Source organism: Saccharopolyspora sp. NPDC049357 (assembly GCF_040677225.1).
Classification (GTDB): domain Bacteria; phylum Actinomycetota; class Actinomycetes; order Mycobacteriales; family Pseudonocardiaceae; genus Saccharopolyspora.
Map to the genome: position 1 here is coordinate 65,952 of NZ_JBFAQJ010000005.1, position 26,201 is coordinate 92,152.

The window sequence follows — 26,201 nt, forward strand, 5'->3', positions numbered from 1 at the left end:
CAGAGTGGCGATGATCGAACTCCACCGCAACACAGTCGAGCACCTGACGTGGGCGGCCGTCCAGGTGGGGGCGCTCGGCGCGGTCGCCGCGAGCACCGGTCTGGGACCGGCCGGTTGGGGTGCCGGGATCGGCTGCGCGGTCGTCACCCTGGTGCTGCTGCGCCGCTCGATGCGGCGGCACGACCGGACCTCGCTCGGCCCGGCCGACCGCATCACGCTCGTGCGGGCCGCGCTGACCGCGGTGATCGCCGCGCTGGTGGTCGACGGGGCGGGGCCGGCGATCATCGTCACCCTCGGCGTCCTCGCGCTGATCAGCGATTTCCTCGACGGCCGGTTGGCCAGGCGCACCGGCACGGCGTCGGTGTTCGGGGCGCGACTGGACATGGAGGTCGACGCGTTCCTCATCCTGGTGCTCAGCGCGCACGTCGCCGTGGCGTTCGGGGCGTGGGTGCTGTCGATCGGGCTGATGCGCTACCTGTTCGTGGCCGCGTCGTGGGTGCTGCCGCGGCTTCGCGGGGAGCTGCCGCCGAGCCCCGCCCGCAAGGCCGTGGCCGCGGTGCAGGGGATCGTGCTCGTCGCGGCGTCGTCGGGGATCGTCCCGCACGCGGGCGAGCTGGTCGCCTGCGCGCTGCTGGCCCTCGTGTGGTCTTTCGGACGAGACGTGCTGTGGCTCAGCCGTTCTCGGACGTGATCTTCGGGAAGTAGCGCAGCACGGCGACATCGCCGAGCCGGATCACGTCTTCGAGGTGGAAGCGGCGTGCCGGGCCGCCGGGAAAGCTGTCCGGGTTGAGGAATCGCGGCGCTCCGGCCTGTCCGATGAGCATCGGCGCGATCGCCATCCGGATCTCGTCCGCCAGGCCGGCTTTGAGGAACTCGGTGTGGATGCAGGTCCCGCCCTCGACCATGAGCTGCTCGACGCCCCGGTCGGCGAGGTCGTCGACGAGCGCGGCGAAGTCGATTTCCGCTCCCAGGGAAGCGATTTCGGCCAGTTCGCCCACGGAGTCGCGCGCCGCCCGCGCACCGTCGTCGGTGGTGTAGACGAGCTTGTCGCCGCCGCGCTGCCACAGGCGCGAGGCGGGGTCGAGGTCGCCGCTGCCGGACACGACGACCTTCAGCGGGTGCTCCGGCAGGCCGCGCGCGGTCCGTTCGGCGCACCGGCGGGGGCTGCGGACGAGCAGTCGCGGGTCGTCCCGGCGCACCGTGCCCGCGCCCAACAGGATCGCGTCGGACTCGGCGCGCACCTGGTCGACGTGGTCGAAGTCGGTCGCGTTGGACAGCGGGAACCGCTGCGGGTCGACGTCGTCGATGTAGCCGTCCGCGCTGACGGCGACGCTGAGCAGAACGTACGGGCGCGACACGTCCGCCACGGTACCCAGTCGTGATCGGACTCGACTCCCTTAAACAAAGTGTTGACAAGAGCCGGTGATGGCCGCCACTATTCTGTGGAACGGAAACAAAGATCCACGATACGGAAATAGGACGGTCGCGATGAGTCACGCACTGCCCTACGAGGTCAACTGCTCGATCCTGCTCACCGACCTGCCGCTGCTGGAGCGACCGGCCGCCGCGAAGGAAGCCGGCTTCGACGCCGTCGAGTTCTGGTGGCCGTTCGACACCGCGGTGCCCGCGCAGCGCGACGTCGACGCCTTCGTCCGCGCCGTCGAGGACGCGGGAGTGCGGCTGGTCGGGCTCAACTTCTTCGCCGGGAACATGCCCGGCGGCGACCGCGGGCTCGTCTCGTGGCCGGCGCGCAGCCAGGAGTTCCGCGACAACGTCGACGTCACGGTCGAGATCGGCGAACGCCTGGGCTGCACCGCCTTCAACGCCCTCTACGGCAACCGCGTCGACGACGCCTCCACCGAGGAGCAGGACGGCCTGGCCGTGGAGAACCTCGCGCTCGCCGCGAAGTCCGCCGCCCGCATCGGCGGAACGGTGCTGGTCGAGCCGGTCAGCGGCCCGCAGCCCTACCCGCTGCGCACCGCCGCCGACGCGCTCGCGGTCATCGACCGGGTACGGGACACCGCCGGGGTGACCAACCTCGGGCTGCTCGCCGACCTCTACCACCTGGCGGTCAACGGCGACGACGTGGACCAGGTCATCGCCGACCACGTCGACCGCATCGCGCACGTGCAGATCGCCGACCACCCGGGCCGCAACGAACCCGGCACGGGATCGCTGCCGCTGCAGCAGCAGCTCGCCGCGCTCGAACGCGGCGGCTACCGCGGCTGGGTCGGCCTGGAGTACAAGGCGAGCGGCCAGGCGGGCCCCTTCGACTGGCTCCCGCGCGAACGCCGCAGCTGAACCAAGAGATCCGAGGAGGAAGCAAGCATGAGCTCGATCGCGTTCATCGGCCTGGGAGTCATGGGCAGCCCCATGGCCGTGCACCTCGCCAACGCCGGCCACGACGTGACCGGTTACAACCTCACGCCCGACAAGTACGGCCCGCTCAAGGAGGCCGGCGGGAGCGCGGCCGGCTCGATCGCCGAGGCCGTCGCGGGCGCCGAGATCGTCTGCGTGATGGTCCCCGACAGCCCCGACGTGCGCGACGTGCTCACCGGTGAGAGCGGGGTCTTCGCCAACGCCAAGCCCGACGCGCTGATCATCGACTTCTCCAGCATCCGCCCAGACGTCACCATCGAGCTCGCCGGCACGGCCGCCGAGAAGGGGTTCCGGCTGCTCGACGCCCCGGTCTCCGGCGGTGAGGCCGGTGCGAAGAACGCGGCGCTGTCCATCATGGTCGGTGGCTCCGAGGAGGACTTCGCCGCCGCGGCGGAGGTCTTCGACCACGTCGGCAAGACCGTCGTGCACGTCGGGCCGAGCGGTGCCGGTCAGACCGTCAAGGCCGCCAACCAGCTCATCGTGGCCTCGAACATCCAGGCGCTGGCGGAAGCCGTGGTGTTCGTCGAGTCCTACGGCGTGGACACCGAAGCCGCGCTGGAAGTCCTCGGCGGCGGGCTCGCCGGGTCGGCGGTGCTGGAGCAGAAGCGGCGGAACATGCTCGACCGCAGCTTCGCCCCCGGTTTCCGCATCGACCTCCACCACAAGGACCTGGGCATCGTCACCGCCGCCGCCCGCGAATCCGGTGCCGTCGTGCCGCTGGGCTCGCTGCTCGCGCAGCTGATGGCCTCCGCTCGCGCCAACGGTGACGGCGGGCTCGACCACTCCGCGCTGCTGCGCGGCGTCGAACGACTCTCCGGTCTCAGCGACACCTGACCACCAGCCGAAACGAGGACGAACATGACGCGCATGCGCACCGTCGACGCCGCCGCCCTCATCCTGGAGAAGGAGGGCGCCACGCAGACCTTCGGGCTGCCCGGCGCCGCGATCAACCCGTTCTACAGCGCCATGAAGAAGCACGGCGGCATCCGCCACGTGCTCGCCCGCCACGTCGAGGCCGCCTCGCACATGGCCGAGGGCTACACGCGGACCGAAGCGGGCAACATCGGCGTCTGCGTCGGCACCTCGGGGCCGGCGGGCACCGACATGATCACCGGGCTGTACTCCGCTTCGGCCGACTCGATCCCGATCCTGGCCATCACCGGCCAGGCGCCGGTCGCCAAGCTGCACAAGGAGGACTTCCAGGCGGTCGACATCCAGGCGGTGGCCCAGCCCGTCACCAAGTGGGCGGTGACCGTGCTGGAACCGGCCCAGGTCCCTGGCGCGTTCCAGAAGGCCTTCCAGCTGATGCGGTCGGGCAGGCCCGGTCCCGTGCTCCTCGACCTCCCGCTGGACGTGCAGCTTGCGGAGATCGAGTTCGACATCGACACCTACGAGCCGCTGCCGGTCGCCACACCGGCAGCGACCCGCGCGCAGGTCGAGCACGCGCTGGAGATGCTCAACTCCGCGGAGCGGCCGCTGATCGTCGCCGGTGGCGGCGTCATCAACGCCGACGCCTCGGACCTGCTGGTGGAGTTCGCCGAGACGCTGGGCGTTCCGGTCGTGCCCACGCTGATGGGCTGGGGCACCATCCCCGACGACCACCCGCTGGCGGCCGGCATGGTCGGCCTGCAGACCGCGCACCGCTACGGCAACGCGACGATGCTCGCGTCGGACTTCGTGCTCGGCATCGGCAACCGCTGGGCCAACCGGCACACCGGAGGTCTCGACACCTACCGCAAGGGCCGGACCTTCGTCCACGTCGACGTCGAACCCACCCAGATCGGACGGGTCTTCGCGCCGGACTACGGCATCGTGTCCGACGCCCGCGCCGCGCTGGAGGTCTTCGTCGAGGTCGCGCGCGAATGGCGGCAGCAGGGCAGGCTCGCCGATCGCGGCGAGTGGAGCCGGGAGTGCCAGGACCGCAAGGCGGAGCTGCTGCGCAAGACCGACTTCGACGTCGCACCGATCAAACCGCAGCGGGTGTACCAGGAGATGAACCGCGCGTTCGGACCCGACACCCGCTACGTCTCCACGATCGGGCTCTCGCAGATCCAGGCCGCGCAGATGCTGCACGTCTACCGGCCGCGCCACTGGATCAACGCGGGTCAGGCCGGTCCGCTGGGCTGGACGGTGCCCGCCGCCATCGGCGTGGCCACCGCCGACCCGGAGTCCACAGTGGTCGCGGTCTCGGGCGACTACGACTTCCAGTTCCTGGTGGAGGAGCTCGCGGTCGGCGCGCAGTTCAGCATCCCGTTCGTGCACGTGCTGATCAACAACGCCTACCTCGGGCTGATCCGGCAGGCGCAGCGCGGGTTCGACATGGACTACTGCGTGCAGCTGTCCTTCGACAACATCAACGCGCCGGAACTCGCGGGCTACGGCGTCGACCACGTCAAGGTCGTCGAAGGGCTCGGCTGCAAGGCGCTGCGGGTTTTTGAGTCCGAGGGCATCTTCGACGCGTTGGAGCAGGCCAAGAAGCTCGTCGCCGAACACCGGGTCCCGGTGGTGGTGGAGGTCGTGGTCGAGCGGGTCACCAACGTGTCGATGGGCACCGAGATCGACGCGGTCAACGAGTTCGAGGCGCTGGCCGAGTCCGGCGCCGACGCTCCGACCGCGGTGGCGGGCCGGTCGTGAGACTGGTCAGGGTGGGCGAACCCGGTGCCGAGCGGCCGGGGGTGTTGGACGCTGCGGGCCTGGTCCGCGACGTGTCCGGGTTCGCCCACGACATCGACGGGGACCTGCTGGCCGATCCCGAACGCCTCGCGGCCATCGACGCGGGTCGTGAGGCGCTTCCGGAGCTGTCCGCGACGCGCTTCGGTCCGCCGATCGCGCCACCGGGCAAGGTCGTGGGCATCGGCTTGAACTACCGGTGCCACGCCGCGGCCGCGGGAGCCGAACCCCCGGCGGAGCCGATCGTGTTCCTCAAACCCAGCAGCGGGATCACCGGCCCGAACGACGAGATCGTGCTGCCGCCCGGCAGCACGCACACCGACTGGGAGGTGGAGCTGGGAGTCGTGATCGGCACCCGGCTGCGCTCCTGCCCGGACCCGGCGGAGGCGCTGCGCTCGGTGGCCGGCTACGTCGCGGCCAACGACGTCACCGAGCGGGCGCAGCTCCAGAGCGGGCCGACGTGGGTGCGCGGCAAGTGCCACGACACCTTCAGCCCGCTGGGCCCGTGGCTGGTCACCGCCGACGAGATCCCCGATCCGCAAGCACTGCGCCTGGACCTGCTGGTGAACGGGACCCACCGCCAGCGGGGCCGCACGGCTGACATGGTCTTCGGTGTCGCTGAGCTGTTGTCGCACCTCAGCGGCCTGATGACGCTGCAGCCGGGGGATCTGGTGCTCACCGGAACCCCGGCCGGAGTCGCGGCTCTGCACCCGGAGCCGCGCCCGTACCTCCGTCCTCGCGACGTGGTCGACATCGAGGTCCAGCACCTCGGGCGCCAGCGCACCACGGTGCGGGGATAGGGGCCCGAGGCGGGAGGCCAGCGCACTGCCGGGCGCAATCCTCCCGCCTCGGGAGCACCCACCACCTCAACCGGATTCCGCCGCGTCCAACGCCGTGCGAACGCCGAACTCCCCGAACTCCCCGAACTCAGGAGTGTTCCGCTTCGGTTGCGTGACCTGGGAGCGTGATGGTGTCGGCGCGGACCGTGTTTTCAGGGTCGATCTCCATCGCTCGGCCAGGTGATCAACGAAGCTCCAACGGGTGATCAAGTGGATGGTTCGCTGGGTGTTTTGCTTCCTTTTTCCGCATCGTCGCAGGTCAGGCGAAATGTCCTTGTGCCCGGTGCTGATCCGCTCGTGTGGCGGTACTGCTGGGACGGGGCTAGCGTTCGCTCCGCATTTGATCTCAGACCGTTCGTGGAAACGTGACCGGGTTTCGGGCGTGTCCACTGGAGAAAGTGGGGTAGCGGTGCGCACTTTCCGTGAAACCGCCTACTGGACAGCGGTTCTCGCCCTGGGCGCCGGAATGCTGATCGGGACGCCCGCGTCCGCCGACAGCACCGACAACGACGGCGTCAACCTCGGTAACGACAACAACCTCAGCGTGCTGCCGGTTCAGCTGTGCGGCAACAACGTCGCGGTGCTGGGCGCGGTGGCGCCGATCGCTTCGCCGCAGAACGTCGAGTGCGTCAACGCACCGATCGTCGACCACCCGGAGAAGCCGGACACCGAAGAGCCGCCGACCGACGAACCGCCGTCGCACGAGCCGCCCGGGCACCAGCCTCCGGGACATGAGCCTCCTGGGCACGAGCCGCCGGGACACCAGCCCCCGTCGCACGAGCCGCCGGCGCACCAGCCGCCGTCGCACTCCGACGAGGTCGAGGACGCCGAAGAGCTGCCCACGGCCCCGGCGCCCGAGGCGACCGAAGGCCACGTGGCCGTCACCGGCTGATCTTCTCCACGACGCCGGTCGGTCCGCGGAATCCGCGGACCGACCGGCGTTCGCGTGTGCGCCCGCGGTTCGGTCCGGCCCCGCCGAGCTTCGGTACGGTGGTCGGGAGAGATCGTCAACGAGGGGCGGGGCATGGGTCTGTTCGGCGGAATGATGGGAAACGCCTCGGGGATCGACCCCCGGGCGGCGGCGAAGGAGTTCGGGCGGCTGCTGGCGCAGGACGAGCAGATCCACGCCGCCTACCAGCTGATCCGCGACTCGCTGATCTTCACCGATCGGCGCCTGATCCTCGTCGACAAGCAAGGCGTGACCGGACGGAAGACCGAGTACCACTCGATCCCGTACCGCAGCATCACCCACTTCTCCGTCGAGACCGCAGGCACTTTCGACCTCGACGCCGAGCTCAAGATCTGGATCTCCAGCACCGCTGAGCCGGTGTCGCAGCAGTTCGGCAAGGGCGTCGACGTCTACGAGGTGCAGGCCCTGCTGAGCACTTTCGTCGCGCGCTGATCCACCGGGGTCGTCCGCCGACCTTCTGGACAAACCTAGAACGTGTTACAGTCTGCGCTTGATCCTGCTTTGCAGGTGCGCAGCTCTCGGGTGTAACGAGTTCTAACGGCGGGTGGGTTCATGGGCGTGGACATCCCTGATCCGGTGTCGGTCGAGTCGGTTGACACCTTCTCCGACGAAGTCGACGTCCTCGTGGTCGGCGCCGGCATGGCCGGTGTGAGCGCGGCGCTCGAAGCCCGCGAATCGGGGGCGAGGGTCCTGGTCATCGACGCCGGAGGGCGGCTGACCTGCACCAGTGCGATGGCCGGTGGGCACTTCTACCTCGGGGGTGGCACCGAGGTCCAGCGCGCGACCGGGTGGGACGACTCCGCCGAGGCGATGGCGGACTACCTGGCCCTGATGTCGCCCGAGTGCGATCCGGCCAAGATCCGCGCCTACGCCGAGGGCAGCGTGGAGCACTTCCGGTGGCTGGAGTCGCTCGGGTTCGAGTTCGAGCGCGAGTTCTACCCGGGCAAGGCGGTCGTGCAGCCGGGCACCGAGGGGTTGAGCTTCACCGGGAACGAGAAGTGCCTCGACGTCGAGGCGGTGGTGAAGGCGGCACCGCGCGGGCACAAGGTTCCGGTGCCGGGCGACACCGGAGGTGCCGCCTTGGTCGTCGGTCTGGCCTTGGACGCGCTCGATTCCCGGGGCGTCGAGGTGCGCTGGGAGACCGGCGCGACGGCGCTGATCGTCGACGGCACCGACATCGTCGGCGCCACCTGGAAGAACCTCGACGGCGGCGTCGGTGCGATCAAGGCCGGTTCGGTCATCATCGCGGCCGGTGGCTTCGTGCTCAACCGCGAGATGCTCGAGGCCCACGCGCCCGACCTGCTGGCCGTCGAGAGCAACGGCATGGCGCTGGGCAACCCGCACGACGACGGCTTCGGGATCCGCATGGGCCAATCCGTGGGCGGCGTCGCCGACCACCTGGACAAGGTCTTCGTGACCGGTCCATTCTACCCGCCGGGCGAAGCGCTGCGCGGCATCGTGGTCAACAAGCTCGGCAAGCGCTTCGTCAACGAGGACTCCTACCACTCCCGCACTTCCGCCCACGTCTTCGAACAGCCCGGACGGGTCGCGTACCTGATCCTCGACTCGGCCACCATGGTCGAACCCGCTTACCGGTTCCAGCCGCTGATCGACGGCTGGGACACCATCGAGGAGATGGAGCAGGGGCTCGGCATTCCCGCGGGTGCGCTGGCCGAGTCCATGGCGGCCTACGACGAGGCCGCCGCGCGCGGCGAGGACCCCGAGTTCCACAAGGCGCCCGAGCACCTGGTTCCGCTGAACCGAGGCCCGTGGGGGGCCTACGACCTCACGCCCGGGAAGTGCTTCTACGCCGGCTTCTCCTGCGGAGGTCTGCGGGTCACGGTCGACGGCGAACTGCTCCGCGAGGACGGTTCGGTCGTGCGCGGCGTCTTCGCGGCGGGGGCCTGCGCGTCCAACATCGCCATCGACGGCAAGGGCTACGCCTCCGGCGTCCAGCTCGGTGAGGCCTCCTACTTCGGCCGTCGTGCCGGCCGCAGCGCCACCTCCGCGGCCGCGCGGGGCTGAAGGCGTCGACCGCCGATTCCACGCTAAGGAGTGAGCGTTCGGCGCGGTATTGTGCGTCCTGAATTCGTTTCCCCTAACGTCGGTCGTGACTGATCGAAATCGATTCTTGAGTTATTTTCGCGAACTGCGTTCCGGTTTGCCGGGTGGGAACGCCCGGCTGCGGGTGTCGCGGTCCGGGAGGTGTGGCGCGGAGGGGCTCGGACAGGCGAAAGATCGTCCGTCGAAACGGGTTCGGACGATCTTGCGCACCGCTCGGACGTGAGAGCGATTCGCGGGAAAAGCCGGAGCGCGAGTTCGGCCGGTGCTCGCGGATTGTTTTTCACATTCTTCGCGCCGGCTTGGTCGAGCCTTTCGGTTGATCGATCTTCGAACAGATCATTTCCGATTTCCCAACCAGGCGCGAGTGCGATTATGGATCTTTCTGTGGTTATTCCGTGCTTCAACGAGGAGCGCGGTTTGGAGGAGCTCCGCGATGAGCTCAACGCGGTGCTGCCCGCGCTCGTGGACCGGTACGAGGTCGTGCTCGTCGATGACGGCAGCACCGACCGGACTCTCGAGGAGGCCCGCCGGCTGAGCGGCTTGGACCCGCGCTACCGGTACCTGTCGCTGAGCCGCAACTTCGGCAAGGAAGCGGCCATGCTCGCCGGGATTCGCGAGGCGACCGGCGACCGCGTCCTGCTCATGGACGCCGATCTGCAGCACCCGGTGTGGCTGATCGCGGACATGCTCAAGCTGCTCGATTCCGGCAACGACCAGGTCGTCGCACGCCGCGACCGGCACGGGGAACCGCTGGTCAGATCGCTGCTGTCGAAGCTGTACTACATCGGGGTGAACAGGCTCGCGGACGTCCCGCTCGAAGACGGGGTGGGCGACTTCCGGGTGCTCTCCCGCCGGGCGGCCGACGCGATGCTGGCCATGCCCGAGAGCAACCGGTTCTCCAAGGGCCTGTTCGCCTGGCTGGGTTTCCAGACCGCGACCGTGCCGTACCGCAACGTCACCCGCAAGTACGACCGGTCCTGCTTCAGCTTCGGCAAGCTCGTCAACTACGGGATCGACGGCGTGGTCTCGTTCAACAGCAAACCGCTCCGCGCGGCGGTGTACGTCGGCGGGGCGGTCACGCTGCTGGCCTTCGTGTACGCCATCTACGTGATCGTCCGCGCGTTGGCCGGTTACCCCGGTGTTCCGGGGTACGCGACGCTGATGGTGGGGATCACCGGGTTCGGCGGGATGCAGCTGCTGCTGCTGGGCGTGATCGGCGAGTACGTCGGCCGCATCTACCTCGAGTCGAAGAAGCGGCCGCCGTACTTCATCAAGGAGTCAGGCGGACCGGTTGCGCGACCTGCGCTGGAAGGCGGGCACAGCGCCCCGCGGGTGATCACGCCCCGCCGCCCCTCCGACAGCTCGCTGGTCTCCGAACCCGGGGCGGGCAGCGGAGGGCAGCAGTGCGCGCACTGAACGAAAGCGGCAAGTTCGCGCGCTTCGTGGTGGTGGGGGCTGTGAACACGGTCGTGCACTACCTGGTCTACCTCGCGACGTGGCTGCTCGTGGGATACCTGGTCGCCCACGTCATCGCCACGATCGCGGCGATGTCGGTGTCCTACGCGCTCAACTGCCGGTTCACCTTCCGCGTCCGGCCGCGGCTGCGGACGTTCCTGCTGTACCCGGCGTCGAACTGCGTCAACCTCGGCCTCAGCGCCGGGGCGATGTTTCTGCTGGTCGAGTTGGTCGGCGTCCACCCGCTGCTGGCCACCGTGCTCGGCGGTCTGGTGGCCACCCCGGCCACGTACCTCGTGAGCCGCCTGATCCTGACCTCCCGGAAGCGCCCGCTCCGCCCGGGCCCCGGTGAGTCGTTGCCGATGGGGAGGATGTCGTGACACGAGTTCTCGTGGCCGCGCCGGGCGAGAACGCGGAACTCCGCGAGCCCGACGTGGCTCGCAGCGCCGGCCGGGTGTCGGCGCCGTTGATCACCTGCCTGCTCGTGGCCGTCCTGGCGCAGCTGCCGGTCCTGCGTCCGGGCTGGTTCTACTACGCCGACGACTCGGCCACCCAGGTCCTGCCCATGTGGTACCACCTGGGGCAGCAGGTTCGGAACGGGATCTGGCCGCCGGTGCTGGACCCGGACCTGCTGATGGGCGGGAACGTCGCCGCCGAGACGTTGTTCGGCGTCTGGAGCCCGTTCAACGCCCTCGTGTGGGTGGGGGTCTCGCTCGCCGGGGACGTGGGGATCGCCGGCATCGTCGTGCGGACCTTCGCGCTCGTGGCGGTCGCGCTGGGCTGCTACCTGCTGTGCCGCGAGTACGGGGCCGCCCGCTGGTCGGCCAGCGCGCTCGCCACCGCGTTGCCGCTGACCGGGTCCCTGCTGCACTTCGACGCCGCGAAGTGGCCCGCCGCGCTGCTGGCGTTCGTGTGGGTTCCGCTCGTCTGGCTGGCCGCGCGCCGCATGGTTCGCGGTCGCACCAACGCCTTCTGGGTCTTCGTCCTCGGCGCGCTCGCGGTGACGGCGGGAAACCCCTACGCCCTGCTCGGCGTGTGCGTGGTCCTCGCGGCGTTGCTGGTCGAGGCCGGGTTGCAACGGCGGTGGGCGGGTGTCAGCCGGCTCGTGCTGGTGTCGGCCGCGATCGGGGCGGTCGTACCGCTGGTGTACCTGCCGCTGGTGCGCACCGCGCACACGACCTGGCGCACCACCTCGGGCGGCGTCCACGACAGCGGAGCGCTCGCGCCGCACCTGGACGACCTGCTCAACCTCAGCATGCCGACCTACGTCCCCGCCATTCCCGGTGTGGGCGTGCCCGCGGTGTACTTCTGCTGGTTCGCGGTCCCGCTGGCGTTCTGGTGCGACTGGTCGGTGGTGCGCCGCCGTTGGCGCGAGCTCGCCGGACCCCTGACGATCGCGGTCGTGTACCTGCTGGTCGCCCTCGGGCCGTCCGAGGTGTGGATGTTCCGCTGGCCGCTGCGGGTGGTGCACTACGGCTACCTCGCCCTCGCGGTGGTGCTGGCGGTGGTGCTGGCCGCTGGGCTGCGGCTGGATCGCCCGCGTGCTCGCGGGGCTGCCACGGTCGCTTTCCTGCTGCTGGCGGTGCATTTCAGCGCCGTGCGCTCTCCGGGGTCGGTGGCGCTGGGCCGTGCGGTGCTCATCGCTGCCCTGATCGGGCTGCTGATCGCCGCGGCGCTGGCGGTCTACCGCGCCCGCGGGACCGGACCGCTGGTCGTGGTGCTGCAGGTGGGCACTGCGCTCACCTTCTGCGCGCAGTGCCTGTGGTTCATCGGTGGTGGCGCCGACCTGCAGTACTACTTCCCGAGCTCACCGAAGCAGATGCGGGAGAACTACGCCGAGCGGTACGAGGGGCGGGTGCTGCAGATCGCCGACACCGCGCTCAACGACCGGGTACCGGGCGACGGGTCGCGGGAGATGTGGCGCGACATGGTCATGGGCAACGCCTTCCTCCTGTCCGATGTGGACAGCGTCGGGTCGTACACCGGAATCGGTTTCCGCGCGTTCACCGATGTGCTGTGCCTGGGCTACGACGGATCGTCGTGCCCGGCGGCCTACGACGCGCTGTGGCGTCCTCCGGCCGGCGCGGACGTCCGGCTCGCGGACCTGCTCCTGCTGGACACGGTCGCCGTCCAGCACGAGATCGTCCCGCGACCGGTGGTGCCGGAGGGCTGGCACCTCGCCGAGCGGAACCCCCGGATCAGCGTCATGCGGCGGGATGAACCGGCCTCGGCGGGAACGGGACACCTCAGCTGGGCCTCGCCGCACCTGCGCGTGGTCTCCGACGTCTCCGACGGGCCGGGTACCGAAGGCGTCGACGTCCGCCGAACAGGGGGAGGTGCCGGGCGGTTGGTCTTCGCGAGGATCGCCTGGCCCGGTTACACCGCGAAGTGGAACGGCTCCGAGATCCCCGCTCACGCCGGACCCGCCGGCCTGCTGGAGGTCGCGCTGCCGGAAGAGCGACCCGGGCCGGGCCGGTTGGAGCTCGTCTGGACGCCACCGGGCATGCGCCTGGGGTTGGCGGCCGCGGCGGGTGGCGCGGTGCTCGCCGCGGGAGTCGGGATCCAGCAGGCCGTGGGACGTCGCCGGGAACCCGCGGGAGCGCCTCGATGAGCAGGAGGATCGCGTTCGGCCTCGCGGTCTCGCTCGTGCTCGTGGCCTCCTGCGAGGCGCCACCGCAACGCGGTGCGGTGGCGCCCGAGCCGCCGCCCCCGCAGGCGCACTTCGCGCAGGTGACCGCGCACCCCGACGACGATCTGCTGTTCATGAACCCGGACCTGGCGGAGGGGCTGCGCAGCGGAAACCCCACGACCGGCATCTACCTCACCGCGGGCGAGGCGGCCGTACCGGACCAGGCCGGCTACGGCGCGGCGAGGCAGGAGGGCACTCGGGCCGCCTACGCGCAGATGGCCCGCAAGCCCAACGAGTGGCTGCGCGGCACGATGCCGGTGGGGAACGGGCGCCTGGCCGAGGTCGACGCGCTGCGCGCGGATCCCGATGTCAAGCTGGTGTTCCTGAACCTGCCGGAAGACGCCAACCCGCAGCAGGGGCCGCACGCGTTGTCCAGGCTGCGGCGCGACCCGGCGCTCACCGTCACCACGACCGTCCCGGCGGGTGCGGCGGTGCAGCACCCGCAGCCGTTCGATCGGCGTGCGGTGGTCGAGTCCATGACCGCGCTGTTCGACGCCTTCCAGCCCACCGTGGTGCGCCTGCAGGACGACCATCCCGACGGGCGCTACCAGGCCAACTGGGTCGGGGTGAACAACCACCCGGACCACGTGGCGGGCGCGGCGCTGGCCAAGGAGGCGCTCGCCGCGCACCGGCCGCGCGCCCTCTCACCGGTGGTGGTGACCTACCGCGACTACAACGTCGCCGACACCCCCTCGGGTCTGTCCGATGAGGACAAGGGCACGACTCGCGAGGCCTTCGCCGCGTACGTGCCTCACGACGTGTTCGCCCATGGCGCCATCTACCGGAGCTGGAGCGACAACAGCGCCTACCGGTGGCCGCGCCGAGGGCGCTGGGCCGCCCGAAGCGAAGGTGGTGCGGTGCAGGCGTTCTCGGTGCGAGCGCACGGCCTCGTGCGATGGACGCGCACTCCGCAGGGGGTCTGGAGCGGCCCGGAGCCGATGCCGCACCCGGAACCGCTCCGTCCGCAGGTCTCGTTGCTGGGCGAGGATCGGGGGCAGCCGGTGTTGGTGGCCCAGAGCGAGGACGGTGCGCGAATCCTGATCCTGCGGTCGGACAGGTCGGGCAACTGGCCCCGGCGTTGGGAAGTGGTGGACGCCCCCGGCGCGGTCGACCCGGCTCAGAACGGTCCGCCCGCCGCGGCCGTGGACGCCGATGGCCGCATCGTGCTGGCGGTGAAGAACGCCGCCGGTGCGGTCAGCATCCGCCGGGAGCTCTCGCCGGCGAGCCTGCGGTGGGAACCGTGGACCGATCTCGGTGGTGCCGACGTCCAGGACGGCGTCTCGATCGTCCCCGACGGCGGTGTGCAGCACGTGTTCGCCGCCACGCGCGGCCAGGTGCTGCACTGGCGGCTTCCGCGGGCCGGAGCAGCGGGTGCCGAGGTGGTGCCGATCGGTCCGGCCCGGCCCGCGGGCGCGCTGGCCGAGCGCGACCGCGACGGCTTGATCCGGCTGCTGGTGCGCACGGATCGGAACGGTGAGCTGGTCGAGCGGACGCTCACCCCGCACGGCTGGCGGGACGCCCCGGCGACGTCGCCCGGACCGGGTGGGATCGGTGATCCGGTCGCGGCCGGGCCGGGTCCGCGCGGCTTCGCGGACCTCGTCCGGGTGGCTCGCGACGGTGGGGGACACGTCCACGTCGCGGATCGGGCCGGAGCCGGGTGGACCGATGTGGGCGGAGCGGTCACCGATCACCCGGCCGTGGTCGTCGAGCACAACGGCGCCATCACGCTCATCGGCATAGGATTCGACGGCGGGCTGGTGGTCAACACCGGTGCGCAGGGCTCGGGCGGTCTCCGGTTCGCGGGCTGGCGTCCTGCCGTGGTCCAGCCCGCGGCTTCGGTCGCGGCGGCGGACTGACCGGCGAACCGGACCGACCAGGAGCACCCGGCGAATCCGGGCGTCGGATACTACCGGGATGGATGTCCACACGAGGATCGTCGACGCGGCGATCCAGCGGATGGCGACCGCGGGCTACGAGGGTCTTTCGATCAGCTCGGTCGCCCGGCTCTCCGGCCTGTCCCGCCCGACGATCTACGCGCACTTCGGGACCCTGGACCAGCTCGTCGCCGAGGCGCTGGAAGCCGCTGCCGTCCAGGTGATCTCACGGGTGATAGAGCGGGCGCGCGAGGAGGCGTCGTCGGCCGCCGACTACGTCGTGGAGGTCATGGTCGCGGCGCGCTCGGAGTTCCGCAGCAGTCCCGCGCTGGCGCCGATCGCCTTCCCGCAGCGCGGCACGATCCTCTTCGACGGTGACGCGGTCGGTCCTGGGGCGTTGGAGCTGTCGCGCTCGTTCCTGCTGCCGCTGCTGGAGTTCCAGCCGGAGTTGGAGGAGGAGCTGGAGGAGATCGCCGAGACCTGCCTGCGATGGCTGGTCTCGCTCGTGCAGTTCGAGAGCGAGCGATCGCGGTCGGACTCCAAGCTGCGCGCCTACCTGCACCGGCGTCTCGTTCCCGGGTTGGGCGTCACTTCCTGACCTTTACATCGTTGACAACAGTTGTAAGGCTGCGTCAACGACAGAAAGGGCCGGTGTGCGCGTTCCAACCTCCCGCCGCCGCTTCATGGGCATGGCCGCCCTCGGTTCCGCCTCAGCGCTCGGGCTGACCACCATCTCGACAAGACACTCCGCCCAGGCCGCCGAGCACTCCCCGGCGGTGGTCATCGGAACCGGATACGGCGCCGCGGTCACCGCGCTGCGACTGGGCGCGGCGGGCGTGCCCACCGTGATGCTGGAGATGGGCCGGTTGTGGAACACCCCGGCCGAGGACGGCAAGATCTTCTCCGACATGCTGGCCCCCGACCGCCGGGCGATGTGGTTCAAGAACCGCACCGAAGCGCCGCTCGCCTCGTTCCTGTGGCTGGACATCGCCAACCGCGACATCGAGCCCTACGCGGGCGTCCTCGACCGCGTCAACCACGGCGACATGTCGGTCTACGTCGGGCGCGGCGTCGGCGGCGGCTCGCTGGTCAACGGCGCGATGGCGGTGACCCCGAAGCGCTGGTACTTCGAGGAGATCCTGCCCGAGGTCGACGCCGATGAGATGTACGGCAGGTACTTCCCGCTGGCCAACTCGATGCTCGGCACCAACCACATCGACCAGGACTGGTTCGAGACCTGCGATTCCTACCAGTTCGCGCGCGTTTCCCGCGCCGCCGCCCACGAAGCCGGGTACAAGACGACGTTCGTGCCCAGCGTCTACGACTTCGACTACATGCGGCGCGAGGAGGACGGCCTGGTGCCGCGCTCGGCGCTGGCGTCGGAGGTCATCTACGGCAACAACCACGGCAAGCGCTCGCTGGACCAGACCTACCTCGCCGCGGCCCTGGGCACCGGCAACGTCACCATCCAGACGCTGAGCGAGGTCCGCGACATCGCCCAGCAGCAGGACGGCAGCTACGCGCTGTCGGTGCGCCGGATCGACGAGCTGGGCAACGTGCTCGACGTCCGCCAGCTCACCACCGACTACCTGTTCCTCGGCGCGGGCAGCCTCGGGTCGACCGAACTGCTGGTGCGCGCCCGCGACACCGGCAAGCTGCCGAACCTCGGCGACGCCGTCGGCGAGGGCTGGGGCACCAACGGCAACGTGATGCTCGGCCGCGCCAACCACATGCAGGACCTGGTCGGACCGCTCGAATCGGGGATGCCGGCGCTGGGCATCGACGCGTGGGAAGACCCGGTGAACCCGGTGTTCGCCGAAATCGCGCCGGTTCCGGCCGGTCTGGAGACGTGGGCCAGCCTGTACCTGGCGATCACCCGCAACCCGGAGCGCGGCTCGTTCCGCTACGACCCCGGATCCGACCGCGCCGTCCTGCAGTGGCGCGAGGAGCAGGGGCAGCCGTCGATCGACGCGGCCAAGCAGCTTTTCGACCGGATCAACTCGGTCAACGGCACCAGCTACCGCTACGACCTGTTCGGCGACACCAGGGCCTTCGAGAACCGGTTCACCTACCACCCGCTGGGCGGGCTCGTCCTGGGCGAGGCCACCGACCTCTACGGCCGGGTCAAGGGGTACCGCAACCTCTACGTCACCGACGGCTCCCTCATCCCGGGGAGCACCGGCGTCAACCCGTTCGTCACCATCACGGCCCTCGCGGAGCGCAACATCGCTCGCGTGCTGGCCGAGGACGTCCGCATCCGCTGAAGCTCCGGTGGGCTCGGCTCCGGCCGAGCCCACCGGTCTTCAGCGCACGACGTCGAAGACGTTCTTCTGGATGCCGTTGGAGTAGACCTCGTGCTCGACGAGCCGGAGCTTCTGGGCGTCCTTGTCGGTGCTGCTGAACAGGCGCTTGCCCGCGCCGAGCAGGAGCGGGAAGACCAGCAGGTGGTAGCGGTCGATGAGCCCGGCGTCGGAGAGCTCGCGGTTGAGGGTCGCGCTGCCGTGCATGATGATCGGCCCGCCCTCGGTCTCCTTGAGCGCGGCGACCTCGTCCACCGAACGCAGGATCGTGGTCGGTCCCCAGTCAGTGACCAGCGCGTCGTCGGTGAGCTCGGTGGTCACCACGTACTTGGGCATGTCCTTGTACTCGGCGAAGTCCTCCATCGACGGCCAGACCGGGCTGAACGCCTCGTAGCTGACCCGGCCCAGCAGCATCGCGGTGGCCTCCTGCTGCTCCCGGCCCTTGATCTCGAACGCCTCCGGCAGGAACTCGAAATGGTTGAAGGTCCATCCCGAGTTGCGGTAACCGGGCTCGCCACCGGGCGCCTCCACGACGCCGTCGAGCGAGACGAAAGCCGAGCTGATGAGGGTGCGCATCTGAAGAACTCTCCTTGATCTCGAATGTCTGCACGTGTGGACTCCCGGCCGGGCCGAAACTCATCTGTCGGGGCGCTCGTGCAGCTCAGCGGGGCGAGTTCCACTCCGCAGAACGATTCTGTCGGACCCTTGCCGGAAAAATGGAGTCGTTCGAGCATGTCCGACATGCGATTGCCAGGCGAGGCGCACGCGCTGGTGCGGCACACCCACCAGGAGCGGGTGCTGCGCGCGCTCCGCGAGCGGGGTGCGCTGAGCCGCGGTGAGATCGCCAGGGCTGTGGGACTGTCCCGCACCACCATCTCGGAGATCACCCGTGACCTGCTGCGACACGGCGCCGTCGTCGTGGTCGACACCGATGCGGCGTCGCGGGCGGGAAGCGGCCGGCCCGCCGAGCGGCTCGCGCTGGACCCCAACTCCGGGCAGTTCCTGGGCGTGGACTTCGGGCACCGCCGGGTGCACGTGGCCATCGCCGACGCCGCCCACGAGATCCTGGCTTCCGGGCGTCAGACCTACGACGACAGCACCGGGTGGCCGGAGCGCATAGAGACCGCCTTCGAGCTCGTCGACCGCCTCAGCGCCGAGCGGGGCGTGCACTTCCGGGCCTTGCAGGGAATCGGCATCGGCGTCACCGGGCCGCATCCGCGCTCGTCGGCCCCGCACGCCCCGGAAGGTGCGTTCGGCCCGGGGTTCGCCGCCGCGCGCGACGACGTCGACGTCTCCTTCGCCGAGCGCTTCGGCGCTCCGGTGATGGTGGACAACAACACCCGCCTCGCGGCGCTGGCCGAAGCGCTCGCGGGTGACGCCAGCGCCGAGAACGTGCTCTACGTGCGCCTGTCCGACGGCGTCGGCGGCGCCCTGGTGATCGGCGGGCGGCTCGTGCCCGGCGCCACCGGCCTGGCAGGCGAACTCGGCCACGTCACCGTCGTCCCCGGTGGTGCCCGTTGCCGCTGCGGCAAGGACGGCTGCCTGGAGACGGTCGCCTCGGTTCCGGCGATGCTGGCCGCCTGCAGGCAACGCGGTGCCGACGTCGATTCCCTCGACGAGCTGGCGAGCTCCGCCGATTCCGCCGTCGAGCAGGTGCTGCGCGACGCGGCTCGTGCGCTGGGGCGGGCCGTGGGGGCGGTGGCGATGGTGTTCAACCCGGCCGAGGTCGTGATCGGCGGCGACATCGCCCGGCGGGCACCGGTGATCGTCGAGCAGACCAGCGACACCGTCGGCGCCGAGCTGTTCCCGTGGGTCGCCGCGAAACCGGCCTTCCGCTGCGCGCGGCTCGCCGACGACGACGGCGCCACCGGGGCGCTGGCCGCGCTCTTCCGCAGCTCACCCCTGCTCGCCGACTACCCGGAACCGGCGCCTATCCGCGCTCTTCCGGCCTGAAGGAGTCCCCGACCATGGCAGTTCTCAGCGAGCGCGATGCCGCGCCGAAGGCCGACCCGGGGCCCGCGCCGCGCCGGCGCAGCGCACCACTGGTGCTCAACGCCGCCTCGATCCTGCTCGGCATCGGGGTGTGGTGGTCGCTGGCGGCGCTGGGCGTCAAGATCCCGGCACCGCCCGAGGTCGCGGCCAGGGCGGTCGAGATGGCCGCCGACGGAACCCTGCTCGACGACACGGCGGCCAGCCTCGGGCGGGTGTTGGCCGGGTTCGCGCTGGGCACCGCGCTGGCGGTCGTGATGGGCTTCCTGATGGGCTGGTACCGGCCGGTGCGCGCGCTGGCCGAGCCGTGGGTGCAGTTCTTCCGCACCATCCCGCCGCTGGCCATCATCCCGCTGGCGATCGTGCTGATGGGCATCGGCGAGGTCCCGAAGATCTTCGTGATCTTCCTGGCCGCGTTCCTGGCCTGCGTCATCTCGACGCTGCAGGGAGTGGTCACGGTGGATCCGACGCTGATCAACGCCGCGCGGGTGCTGGGCGCCGGTGACGCGACGATCTTCGGCAAGGTCGTGGTGCCGGCGTCCGCGCCGTTCATCCTCGTCGGCATGCGCGTCGGCCTCGGATCGGCGTGGGCGACGGTGGTCGCGGCCGAGCTCATCGCCGCGCAAGAAGGTCTCGGCTTCCGGATGCAGAACGCCCAGCTGTACTACGACCTACCGACGATCTTCGTCAGCCTGATCACCATCGGCGTCCTCGGCCTGGCCATGGACCGGCTGCTGCTGCTCGCCGAACGCAAGCTGACCGGATGGCAGGAGCAGCGGTGAACCCCAAGATCGCCCTGGACGGCGTGACCAAGTCGTTCGACCTCGGCCGCGATCGGCTCGTGGCGCTCGACGACGTGTCCCTGGAGATCGCCGACAACGAGTTCGTCACCGTCGTCGGCCCTTCCGGATGCGGCAAGAGCACCCTGCTCAACATCCTCGCCGGGCTGGAGGAACCGACCGCGGGACGCGCCCTCGTCGACGGCGTCCCGGTCTCCGGCCCGGGGCCGGATCGCGGGGTGATCTTCCAGCAGTACGCGCTGTTCCCGTGGCTGACCGTGCGCGGCAACGTCGAGTTCGGCCTCAAGATCGCGGGCGTGCCCCGGGACGAGCGGCGGGCGCGCGCGGAGCACTTCATCGACGTCGTCGGGCTGACCTACTTCGCCGACGTGCTGCCCAAGGCGCTGTCGGGCGGGATGCGTCAGCGCTGCGCCATCGCCCGCGCCTACGCCGTGAACCCCGCGATCCTGCTGATGGACGAACCCTTCGGGGCACTCGACGCGCTGACCAGGGTCAAGCTCCAGGACCAGCTGCTCAGCGCGTGGGACCAGGAGCGCCGAACGGTCCTGTTCATCACACACGACGTCGACGAGGCCGTGTACCTGGCCGACCGGGTGATCGTGATGGCCTCCCGGCCCGGCCGCATCTACGACGTCGTCGAGGTCGACCTGCCGCACCCGCGCACCGAAGAGGTCCGGCTGAGCGCGGAGTTCACCGCGCTGCGCAACCGGGTCTGGAACTCCGTCTACCACCAGGACAACGACCGCGCCCTCCCGGCGCGGGACTGAGAGGACGCCATGACCAGCAGGAAGAGATGGCTCGCCGGCGCGCTCGCCGGACTCGTCGTGGCGCTCACCGGGTGCGGTGGCGGTTCGGAGGCGTCCAACGAGGTCCGGTTCGGCTACATCGGCGACTACAACGGCGCCAGCCTCCTCGCGGTCGCCGAGGACCAGAAGCTCTGGGAGAAGCACGGTCTCGACGCCACCGCCAGCGTGTTCACCAACGGACCGCTGCAGATCCAGGCGCTGGGCAGCGGTGACCTGGACTTCGGCTACATCGGGCCGGGCGCGATGTGGCTGCCCGCCTCCGGACAGGCCAAGGTCGTCGCGCTGAACACGCTCGGCAACGCCGACCGCGTCATCGCGCAGCCCGGCACCGGCAGCGTGGCCGACCTGCGGGGCAAGACCATCGGGGTTCCGCAGGGCACCTCCGGGGAGATGATCCTCGATCTCGCGCTGCGCCGGGCGGGCATGACGAAGAACGACGTCAAGGTCGTGCCGATGGACGCCTCGACGATCGTCTCCGCGTTCTCGGCCAAGCGCATCGACGCGGCCGGGTTCTGGTACCCGGCGATCGACACGATCAAGAAGCAGGTTCCGGGGCTGGTCGAGCTGGCCAAGAACTCCGACTTCCGAGGGGAGATGGAGTTCCCGACCGCCTTCGTCGCGGGCAACGACGTGGTGAGCGGTCAGCAGGACAAGGCCCGGCGCGTGCTGGCGGTGCTGCGGGAGGCGATGCGGTACCGCTCGACCAACGCCGAGCGCACCATCGAACTGACCGCCGAGCTGCTCGACAAGGATCCGGCGCAGGTGCGCGCCGACGCCGCCAACGTGCAGGTGCTGGGCGCCGAGGAGCTGGACCGGATGACGGCCGACGGCACCGTGCGGAACTGGCTGTCCACGATGGACTCCTACTTCGCCGGGACCGGCCAGCTCAAGCGGAGCACCGGGCCCGAGAACTACTACACCGGCGACCTGTTCACCTCGGCGGGCCAACCGTGAACCAGCGCAACGTCCTGTTCCTGATGACCGACCAGCACCGGACCGACACCCTCGGCGCCTACGGCAACCCGATGGCCGCGACGCCGAACCTCGACGAGCTGGCCGCCACCGGGACCCGCTTCGACCGCTGGTACACCCCGACCGCCATCTGCACGCCCGCGCGCGCCAGCCTGCTCACCGGGCAGGCACCGTTCCGGCACAAGCTGCTGGCCAACTACGAGCGCAACGTCGGCTACATCGAGGACCTGCCCGAGGGGCAGTTCACGTTCTCGGAGGCGTTGCGCGGCCGCGGCTACAACTGCGGGCTCATCGGCAAGTGGCACGTCGGGACGCGGAAGTCCGCCGGTGACTTCGGTTTCGACGGGCCGGACCTCCCGGGCTGGCACAACCCGGTCGACCACCCCGACTACCTGGCCTACCTCGCCGACAACGACCTGCCGCCGTACGAGATCAGCGACCGCATCCGCGGCACCCTGCCCAACGGCGGCCCGGGGAACCTGCTGGCGGCGCGGCTGCACCAGCCGGTGGAGGCGACCTTCGAGCACTACCTGGCGACCCGCGCCATCGAGCTGATGGAGCGCTACGCCGCCGACGTGCGCGAGCACGACAAGCCGTTCTTCCTGGAGCTGAGCTTCTTCGGCCCGCACCTGCCCTACATCGTCCCCGACGAGCACTTCGACATGTTCGACCCGGAGGAGGTGCCGCTGCCGCGCTCGGTCGCCGAGACCTTCCACGGCAAACCCCCGGTGCAGCAGAACTACAGCGCGCACTGGACGTTCGACACGATGCCGCTGGAGACCACCCGCAAGCTGATCGCCGTGTACTGGGGGTACGTGGCGCTCATCGATCACGAGATCGGCCGGGTGCTCGACGCGATGCGGCGCCTGGGCCTGGCCGACGACACGGCGGTGCTGTTCACCTGCGACCACGGCGAGTTCACCGGTTCCCACCGGCTGCACGACAAGGGCCCGGCGATGTACGAGGACATCTACCGGACTCCGGGCATCGTGCGCGTTCCCGGCGAGCCCGGGGGAGTGGTGCGCTCGGAGTTCGTCAGCCTGCTGGACTGCACGGCCACGATCCTGGAACTCGCCGGAATCGACCCGGAACCGGCGGTGGACTCCCGGAGCCTGCTGCCGCTGCTGTCCGATCCGGACGAGGTGGAGTGGGCCGAGGAGATCGTCTGCGAGTTCCACGGTCACCACTTCCCGTACCCGCAGCGCATGCTCCGCACCGACCGCTACAAGCTCGTGGTCAACCCGGACTCGGTCAACGAGCTCTACGACCTCGACACCGACCCCGACGAGCTCATCAACCGCTACCCGCACCCGGAGATGGCGGAGGTCCGAGGCCGCCTGATGCGCAGGCTCTACGAGATCCTCCGGGAACGCGGCGACAACTTCTACCACTGGATGACCTCGATGTACGAGGTCGGCGAAGTCGCCTACGACCCGACTCTCAGCGGCTTGGACGAGGACAGCTACCAGCGCTGATCAGGCCGTCACCATGCGAGCGGCGTCCCCCTGCCGCCGCCGGTAGGCGGTGGGTGAGACGGCGAACTCGCGCTTGAACGCCTTGCTGAAGGCGAACTCCGACTGGTAGCCGACCTGGCGGGCGATCGCCGACAGCGGTTGGTCGTCGCGGGCGAGCAGCCGGCCGGCCTGGGTCATCCGCCACCACGTCAGGTAGGTCAGCGGCGGCGAGCCGACGAGGTCGGTGAAGCGCTGGGCGAAGGTGGCGCGGGAGAGCCCGGCCTCGGCGGCCAGTCCGGCCACCGTCCACGGCGTGGCGGGGGAGCTCTGGATGAGGCCCAGCGCGGTGGAGATCGCGGGGTCCCGCAGCGCTGCGGCCCACCCTCCGCGGCCCTGCTCGGCCTGCCTGCGGTACCAGGTGCGGACGATGTAGAGCAGCAGGAGGTCGAGCAGCGCGGGAACGGCAGCGCTGGAACCCGGTGCGCGCTCGTCCATCTCGGACCCGAGAAGGTCCACGATGGACTGAACGCGAGCCTCCCCGCCGATCTGCGCGGGCAGGTGGATGACCTCGGGGAGCGCGGCGATCAGCGGGTGCGGCCGGATGTCGTCGAGGTAGTACGAGCCGCAGAGCATCGAGGTCATCTCCCCCTCGCCCTGCGGGATCAGCAGATCGTCGTCGCCGGTCTCGGGCATCGCGAACTGGGGGCTCGCCGGGTCGTCGACCAGCGCGTGGCTGCGGCCGTGCGAGACGAAGGCGACGTCGCCCACGTTCAGCCGGATCGGCTCTTGCTCGTCCGGCGGCAGCAGCAGCGCGGAGCCCTGCAGGACCACGTGGAAACCGGCGCCGCCGATGCGGGAGAACCGCATTCCCCACGGCGCCCGCACGGCGCAGCGCGCCGCGGTCGGCGCCCCCGCCCGCATCGACGCGATGGCCTCGCCCACGATGTCCATGAATCGAGGCTAGCAGACGATCGGACATGAGGACTGGCTTCTGAGATATGGATCGTCTGGTCCAGGCTCCCTAGCGTGGATCGCATGACAGCAGTGGACGACTTCATCAACGAACCGGGGATCGACGCGTTCGCACCGGACGCACTGGTCCACGACAACGGTCGCGAGTTCCGGGGCGTGGCGGCCATCGGGCGCTGGCTCGACGAGGAGCTGCACGCCGTGAACGCGACCATGCGGGTGCGCGAACGCGAGGAGGTGCACGGCATCGAGGTCGTGACCGCGGCCGTCGACGGCACCTTCGACAAGACCGGCCTGCCCGACCCGCTCGTGCTCACCTACTACTTCAGGTCATCGGGCCCGAAGATCGGCGCCCTGCTGATCGTCCGGAACGAGCAGCGCCATGACGCGTGACCTCGAAGGTCGGCGCGCCCTGGTCACCGGCGGGACCAAGGGCATCGGTGCGGCGATCGTGCGACGGCTCGTCGAGGCGGGGGCCGCGGTGGCCACCACGGCCCGCTCGACGGCTCCGACGGTCGCCCCGGTGTTCATCGCCGCCGACATCAGCACGCCCGACGGTGCTGCTCGCGTGGCTTCGGAGGCGCTGGCGGAACTGGGCGGCGTGGACATCGTCGTGCACAACGCGGGCGGGCACTCCAGCGGGACCAAACCCGGCGCGGACTACGACGAGGAGGACTGGCGCGGAGCGCTGGAGGTGAACCTGCTGGCTCCGGCGCGGATCAACCGCGCTCTCGTGCCGTCGATGGTGGACGGGGGTTCCGGCGCGATCGTGCACGTCACCTCGATCGCCCACCGGATCCCCTCCGCGGCCCCGCTGCCCTACGCCAGCGCCAAGTCCGCGCTGGCCACCTACAGCAAGGGGCTGGCCAACGACCTGGGACCGCACGGCATCCGCGTCAACTCGGTCCTGCCGGGCTTCGTCGAGACCGAAGGAGCCCGCCACCTCCTGGAGCAGATCGACACCGACCTGGACGCGGCGCGCGCGGAGCTGATGCGCGGGCTCGGCGGAATCCCGCTGGGGCGTCCCGGGCGCCCGGAGGAGGTCGCCGACCTCGTCGCGTTCCTCGTCTCCGACAGGGCCGCCTGGATCACCGGAACCGAGCACCGCGTCGACGGAGGCAACATCCCCACCCCGTGACCGGCGGCGACAACTTCTACCACTGGATGACCTCGATGTGCGAGGTCGGCGAAGTCGCCTACGACCCGACTCTCAGCGGCTTGGACGAGCAGAGCTACCAGCTGGACGACCTCGATGCGTGAATCGCGCTGGGGGCGGGGCGTTCTCACGCGGTCGGCGGATCGAGCAGCGGGCGCAACCGCTCAGCGGAAGCGGGGTCGTGCCGCGCGGTCGAGGCGACCATGGCGAAGAGCTGATCGGTCAGCCACGCTTCGAGCTGCTCGTTGCCCATGTCCCGGTCCTGCAACCAGGACAGCAACGTCGTCTCCACGACCGCCACCCAGCCGCGCAGCGTGCGTTCGAGCGCGCGCGGTGCCTCGTCGAGGCCGAGGTGTTCGCGGAGCTGGTCGACCACGTGCTTGCGGACCCGCTCGACCAACGTGGACGTGTTGCTGGTGGCGATGGTGGACCCGCTGCGCAGCAGAGCCGTGTAGCTGGCCGCGTAGGTCTCGGCGAACTCCAGGAAGCGTTCCAGCGCGGTGTGCAGATCGGCCCGGAAGTCCCCGCTGGACGGCAGCGTGAGCTCGACCAGCAGCTCGTCGACGACCTTGCTCAGCGCCGTGATGTGCAGATCGCGGATGTTGGTGAAGTACCGGTAGAACAGCGCTCGCGAGACGTCGGCTTCCTCGACGATGTCGTCGACGGACACCTCCTGCGGGGACCGGCGGCTGTAGATCTGCAGCGCGGTCGCGATGAGGTGGTCGCGGCGCCTCGCGGGCGCCATGCGACGAGGGCGGCGAGCACCCGCTCGCGCCTCCGGGGCGGACCGGGCCGGGTGGTCAACCATCCGCCCT

The 26,201-nt window shown here is 70.3% G+C and carries 25 protein-coding genes and 1 pseudogene; 22 read left to right on the top strand and 4 right to left on the bottom strand.

Features of this window, described 5'->3' with window-relative positions; genetic code table 11:
• The first annotated feature begins 10 nt into the window (after positions 1-10).
• Positions 11-691, top strand: coding sequence for a CDP-alcohol phosphatidyltransferase family protein (locus tag AB0J91_RS06125; RefSeq protein WP_363864658.1), 681 nt, complete (start codon positions 11-13; stop codon positions 689-691).
• Here AB0J91_RS06125 and AB0J91_RS06130 read toward each other — a convergent pair.
• Positions 672-1,358 (bottom strand): dihydrofolate reductase family protein, encoded by a 687-nt coding sequence (locus tag AB0J91_RS06130; RefSeq protein WP_363864660.1) that lies wholly within the window; start codon positions 1,356-1,358, stop codon positions 672-674. The genes AB0J91_RS06125 and AB0J91_RS06130 overlap by 20 nt on opposite strands.
• 130 nt (positions 1,359-1,488) lie before the next feature.
• Between AB0J91_RS06130 and AB0J91_RS06135 the strand changes: the two genes are divergently transcribed.
• The 13 genes and pseudogenes from AB0J91_RS06135 (at position 1,489) to AB0J91_RS06195 (ending at position 17,204) form a co-directional block, all read left to right on the top strand.
• Entirely contained in the window at positions 1,489-2,301 is an 813-nt protein-coding gene (locus AB0J91_RS06135) for a TIM barrel protein (protein WP_363864662.1), read from the top strand.
• A gap of 24 nt (positions 2,302-2,325) precedes the next feature.
• A pseudogene (locus AB0J91_RS06140) lies at positions 2,326-3,213 on the top strand (2-hydroxy-3-oxopropionate reductase); the annotation flags it as partial.
• A gap of 24 nt (positions 3,214-3,237) precedes the next feature.
• Complete coding sequence (gene gcl / locus AB0J91_RS06145) at positions 3,238-5,013, top strand: glyoxylate carboligase (protein ID WP_363864664.1); 1,776 nt, start codon at positions 3,238-3,240, stop codon at positions 5,011-5,013.
• An 11-nt stretch (positions 5,014-5,024) separates the two neighbouring features.
• Positions 5,025-5,849 (top strand): fumarylacetoacetate hydrolase family protein, encoded by an 825-nt coding sequence (locus AB0J91_RS06150; protein ID WP_363864666.1) that lies wholly within the window; start codon positions 5,025-5,027, stop codon positions 5,847-5,849.
• A gap of 448 nt (positions 5,850-6,297) precedes the next feature.
• On the top strand, positions 6,298-6,780 hold the full coding sequence (locus AB0J91_RS06155; protein ID WP_363864668.1) for a hypothetical protein: 483 nt from the start codon (positions 6,298-6,300) through the stop codon (positions 6,778-6,780).
• 132 nt (positions 6,781-6,912) lie between these two features.
• Entirely contained in the window at positions 6,913-7,290 is a 378-nt protein-coding gene (locus tag AB0J91_RS06160; protein WP_363787237.1) for a PH domain-containing protein, read from the top strand.
• A gap of 120 nt (positions 7,291-7,410) precedes the next feature.
• A complete protein-coding gene (locus AB0J91_RS06165; RefSeq protein ID WP_363864670.1) occupies positions 7,411-8,883 on the top strand; it encodes an FAD-binding protein in 1,473 nt (490 codons plus the stop codon).
• Positions 8,884-9,294: 411 nt separating this feature from the next.
• Positions 9,295-10,338 (top strand): glycosyltransferase family 2 protein, encoded by a 1,044-nt coding sequence (locus tag AB0J91_RS06170; RefSeq protein ID WP_363864672.1) that lies wholly within the window; start codon positions 9,295-9,297, stop codon positions 10,336-10,338.
• Positions 10,326-10,757: a GtrA family protein gene (locus AB0J91_RS06175; protein WP_363864674.1), complete on the top strand. Its 432-nt coding sequence runs from the start codon at positions 10,326-10,328 to the stop codon at positions 10,755-10,757. The genes AB0J91_RS06170 and AB0J91_RS06175 overlap by 13 nt, the downstream gene beginning before the upstream one ends.
• Positions 10,754-12,988, top strand: a complete 2,235-nt coding sequence (locus tag AB0J91_RS06180; protein WP_363864676.1) for a hypothetical protein — start codon at positions 10,754-10,756, stop codon at positions 12,986-12,988. The genes AB0J91_RS06175 and AB0J91_RS06180 overlap by 4 nt, the downstream gene beginning before the upstream one ends.
• Entirely contained in the window at positions 12,985-14,922 is a 1,938-nt protein-coding gene (locus tag AB0J91_RS06185) for a PIG-L family deacetylase (protein WP_363864678.1), read from the top strand. The genes AB0J91_RS06180 and AB0J91_RS06185 overlap by 4 nt, the downstream gene beginning before the upstream one ends.
• 58 nt (positions 14,923-14,980) lie before the next feature.
• Positions 14,981-15,538 carry a TetR/AcrR family transcriptional regulator gene (locus AB0J91_RS06190; RefSeq protein ID WP_363787250.1) on the top strand — a complete coding sequence of 186 codons (558 nt, stop codon included), beginning with the start codon at positions 14,981-14,983 and terminating at the stop codon, positions 15,536-15,538.
• Positions 15,539-15,629: 91 nt separating this feature from the next.
• Entirely contained in the window at positions 15,630-17,204 is a 1,575-nt protein-coding gene (locus tag AB0J91_RS06195) for a GMC oxidoreductase (RefSeq protein ID WP_363864918.1), read from the top strand.
• Between the two features lie 39 nt (positions 17,205-17,243).
• On the opposite strand, the gene AB0J91_RS06200 is transcribed toward AB0J91_RS06195, so the two are convergent.
• Entirely contained in the window at positions 17,244-17,816 is a 573-nt protein-coding gene (locus AB0J91_RS06200; protein WP_363864680.1) for a dihydrofolate reductase family protein, read from the bottom strand.
• 165 nt (positions 17,817-17,981) lie between these two features.
• Between AB0J91_RS06200 and AB0J91_RS06205 the strand changes: the two genes are divergently transcribed.
• From AB0J91_RS06205 to AB0J91_RS06225, 5 genes are read left to right on the top strand one after another with little or no spacing between them, the layout of a single operon-like run.
• On the top strand, positions 17,982-19,193 hold the full coding sequence (locus AB0J91_RS06205; RefSeq protein ID WP_363864682.1) for an ROK family transcriptional regulator: 1,212 nt from the start codon (positions 17,982-17,984) through the stop codon (positions 19,191-19,193).
• 14 nt (positions 19,194-19,207) lie between these two features.
• The gene (locus AB0J91_RS06210; protein WP_363864684.1) at positions 19,208-20,011 is read left to right on the top strand and encodes an ABC transporter permease; all 804 of its coding nucleotides are present in this window, start codon (positions 19,208-19,210) and stop codon (positions 20,009-20,011) included.
• Entirely contained in the window at positions 20,008-20,796 is a 789-nt protein-coding gene (locus AB0J91_RS06215; RefSeq protein ID WP_363864685.1) for an ABC transporter ATP-binding protein, read from the top strand. Before AB0J91_RS06210 ends, AB0J91_RS06215 begins: the two co-directional genes overlap by 4 nt.
• Positions 20,797-20,805: 9 nt before the next feature.
• Positions 20,806-21,789, top strand: a complete 984-nt coding sequence (locus tag AB0J91_RS06220) for an aliphatic sulfonate ABC transporter substrate-binding protein (protein WP_363864687.1) — start codon at positions 20,806-20,808, stop codon at positions 21,787-21,789.
• Entirely contained in the window at positions 21,786-23,282 is a 1,497-nt protein-coding gene (locus tag AB0J91_RS06225) for a sulfatase-like hydrolase/transferase (protein WP_363864689.1), read from the top strand. Before AB0J91_RS06220 ends, AB0J91_RS06225 begins: the two co-directional genes overlap by 4 nt.
• Here the strand turns inward: AB0J91_RS06225 and AB0J91_RS06230 are convergent, their stop codons facing one another.
• On the bottom strand, positions 23,283-24,212 hold the full coding sequence (locus AB0J91_RS06230; protein ID WP_363864690.1) for an AraC family transcriptional regulator: 930 nt from the start codon (positions 24,210-24,212) through the stop codon (positions 23,283-23,285).
• A gap of 84 nt (positions 24,213-24,296) precedes the next feature.
• Between AB0J91_RS06230 and AB0J91_RS06235 the strand changes: the two genes are divergently transcribed.
• The 3 genes from AB0J91_RS06235 to AB0J91_RS06245 are packed head-to-tail and all read left to right on the top strand — an operon-like array spanning position 24,297 to position 25,490.
• Positions 24,297-24,623 carry a hypothetical protein gene (locus tag AB0J91_RS06235; RefSeq protein ID WP_363787266.1) on the top strand — a complete coding sequence of 109 codons (327 nt, stop codon included), beginning with the start codon at positions 24,297-24,299 and terminating at the stop codon, positions 24,621-24,623.
• On the top strand, positions 24,613-25,368 hold the full coding sequence (locus AB0J91_RS06240) for an SDR family oxidoreductase (RefSeq protein ID WP_363864692.1): 756 nt from the start codon (positions 24,613-24,615) through the stop codon (positions 25,366-25,368). The genes AB0J91_RS06235 and AB0J91_RS06240 overlap by 11 nt, the downstream gene beginning before the upstream one ends.
• On the top strand, positions 25,365-25,490 hold the full coding sequence (locus AB0J91_RS06245) for a hypothetical protein (protein WP_363864694.1): 126 nt from the start codon (positions 25,365-25,367) through the stop codon (positions 25,488-25,490). The genes AB0J91_RS06240 and AB0J91_RS06245 overlap by 4 nt, the downstream gene beginning before the upstream one ends.
• Positions 25,491-25,513: 23 nt before the next feature.
• On the opposite strand, the gene AB0J91_RS06250 is transcribed toward AB0J91_RS06245, so the two are convergent.
• Positions 25,514-26,131 (bottom strand): TetR/AcrR family transcriptional regulator, encoded by a 618-nt coding sequence (locus AB0J91_RS06250; protein ID WP_363864696.1) that lies wholly within the window; start codon positions 26,129-26,131, stop codon positions 25,514-25,516.
• Positions 26,132-26,201 lie beyond the last annotated feature (70 nt).

Bases quoted from the DNA above. Each gene is read 5' to 3' on its own strand.
- AB0J91_RS06200 (WP_363864680.1), bottom strand. From the start codon at position 17,816: ATGCGCACCCTCATCAGCTCGGCTTTCGTCTCGCTCGACGGCGTCGTG.
- AB0J91_RS06205 (WP_363864682.1), top strand. From the start codon at position 17,982: ATGCGATTGCCAGGCGAGGCGCACGCGCTGGTGCGGCACACCCACCAG.
- AB0J91_RS06195 (WP_363864918.1), top strand. From the start codon at position 15,630: ATGGCCGCCCTCGGTTCCGCCTCAGCGCTCGGGCTGACCACCATCTCG.
- AB0J91_RS06235 (WP_363787266.1), top strand. From the start codon at position 24,297: ATGACAGCAGTGGACGACTTCATCAACGAACCGGGGATCGACGCGTTC.
- AB0J91_RS06135 (WP_363864662.1), top strand. From the start codon at position 1,489: ATGAGTCACGCACTGCCCTACGAGGTCAACTGCTCGATCCTGCTCACC.
- AB0J91_RS06250 (WP_363864696.1), bottom strand. From the start codon at position 26,131: ATGGCGCCCGCGAGGCGCCGCGACCACCTCATCGCGACCGCGCTGCAG.
- AB0J91_RS06170 (WP_363864672.1), top strand. From the start codon at position 9,295: ATGGATCTTTCTGTGGTTATTCCGTGCTTCAACGAGGAGCGCGGTTTG.
- AB0J91_RS06210 (WP_363864684.1), top strand. From the start codon at position 19,208: ATGGCAGTTCTCAGCGAGCGCGATGCCGCGCCGAAGGCCGACCCGGGG.
- AB0J91_RS06220 (WP_363864687.1), top strand. From the start codon at position 20,806: ATGACCAGCAGGAAGAGATGGCTCGCCGGCGCGCTCGCCGGACTCGTC.
- AB0J91_RS06165 (WP_363864670.1), top strand. From the start codon at position 7,411: ATGGGCGTGGACATCCCTGATCCGGTGTCGGTCGAGTCGGTTGACACC.
- AB0J91_RS06230 (WP_363864690.1), bottom strand. From the start codon at position 24,212: ATGGACATCGTGGGCGAGGCCATCGCGTCGATGCGGGCGGGGGCGCCG.
- AB0J91_RS06160 (WP_363787237.1), top strand. From the start codon at position 6,913: ATGGGTCTGTTCGGCGGAATGATGGGAAACGCCTCGGGGATCGACCCC.
- AB0J91_RS06190 (WP_363787250.1), top strand. From the start codon at position 14,981: ATGGATGTCCACACGAGGATCGTCGACGCGGCGATCCAGCGGATGGCG.
- AB0J91_RS06185 (WP_363864678.1), top strand. From the start codon at position 12,985: ATGAGCAGGAGGATCGCGTTCGGCCTCGCGGTCTCGCTCGTGCTCGTG.
- AB0J91_RS06125 (WP_363864658.1), top strand. From the start codon at position 11: ATGATCGAACTCCACCGCAACACAGTCGAGCACCTGACGTGGGCGGCC.
- gcl (WP_363864664.1), top strand. From the start codon at position 3,238: ATGACGCGCATGCGCACCGTCGACGCCGCCGCCCTCATCCTGGAGAAG.
- AB0J91_RS06240 (WP_363864692.1), top strand. From the start codon at position 24,613: ATGACGCGTGACCTCGAAGGTCGGCGCGCCCTGGTCACCGGCGGGACC.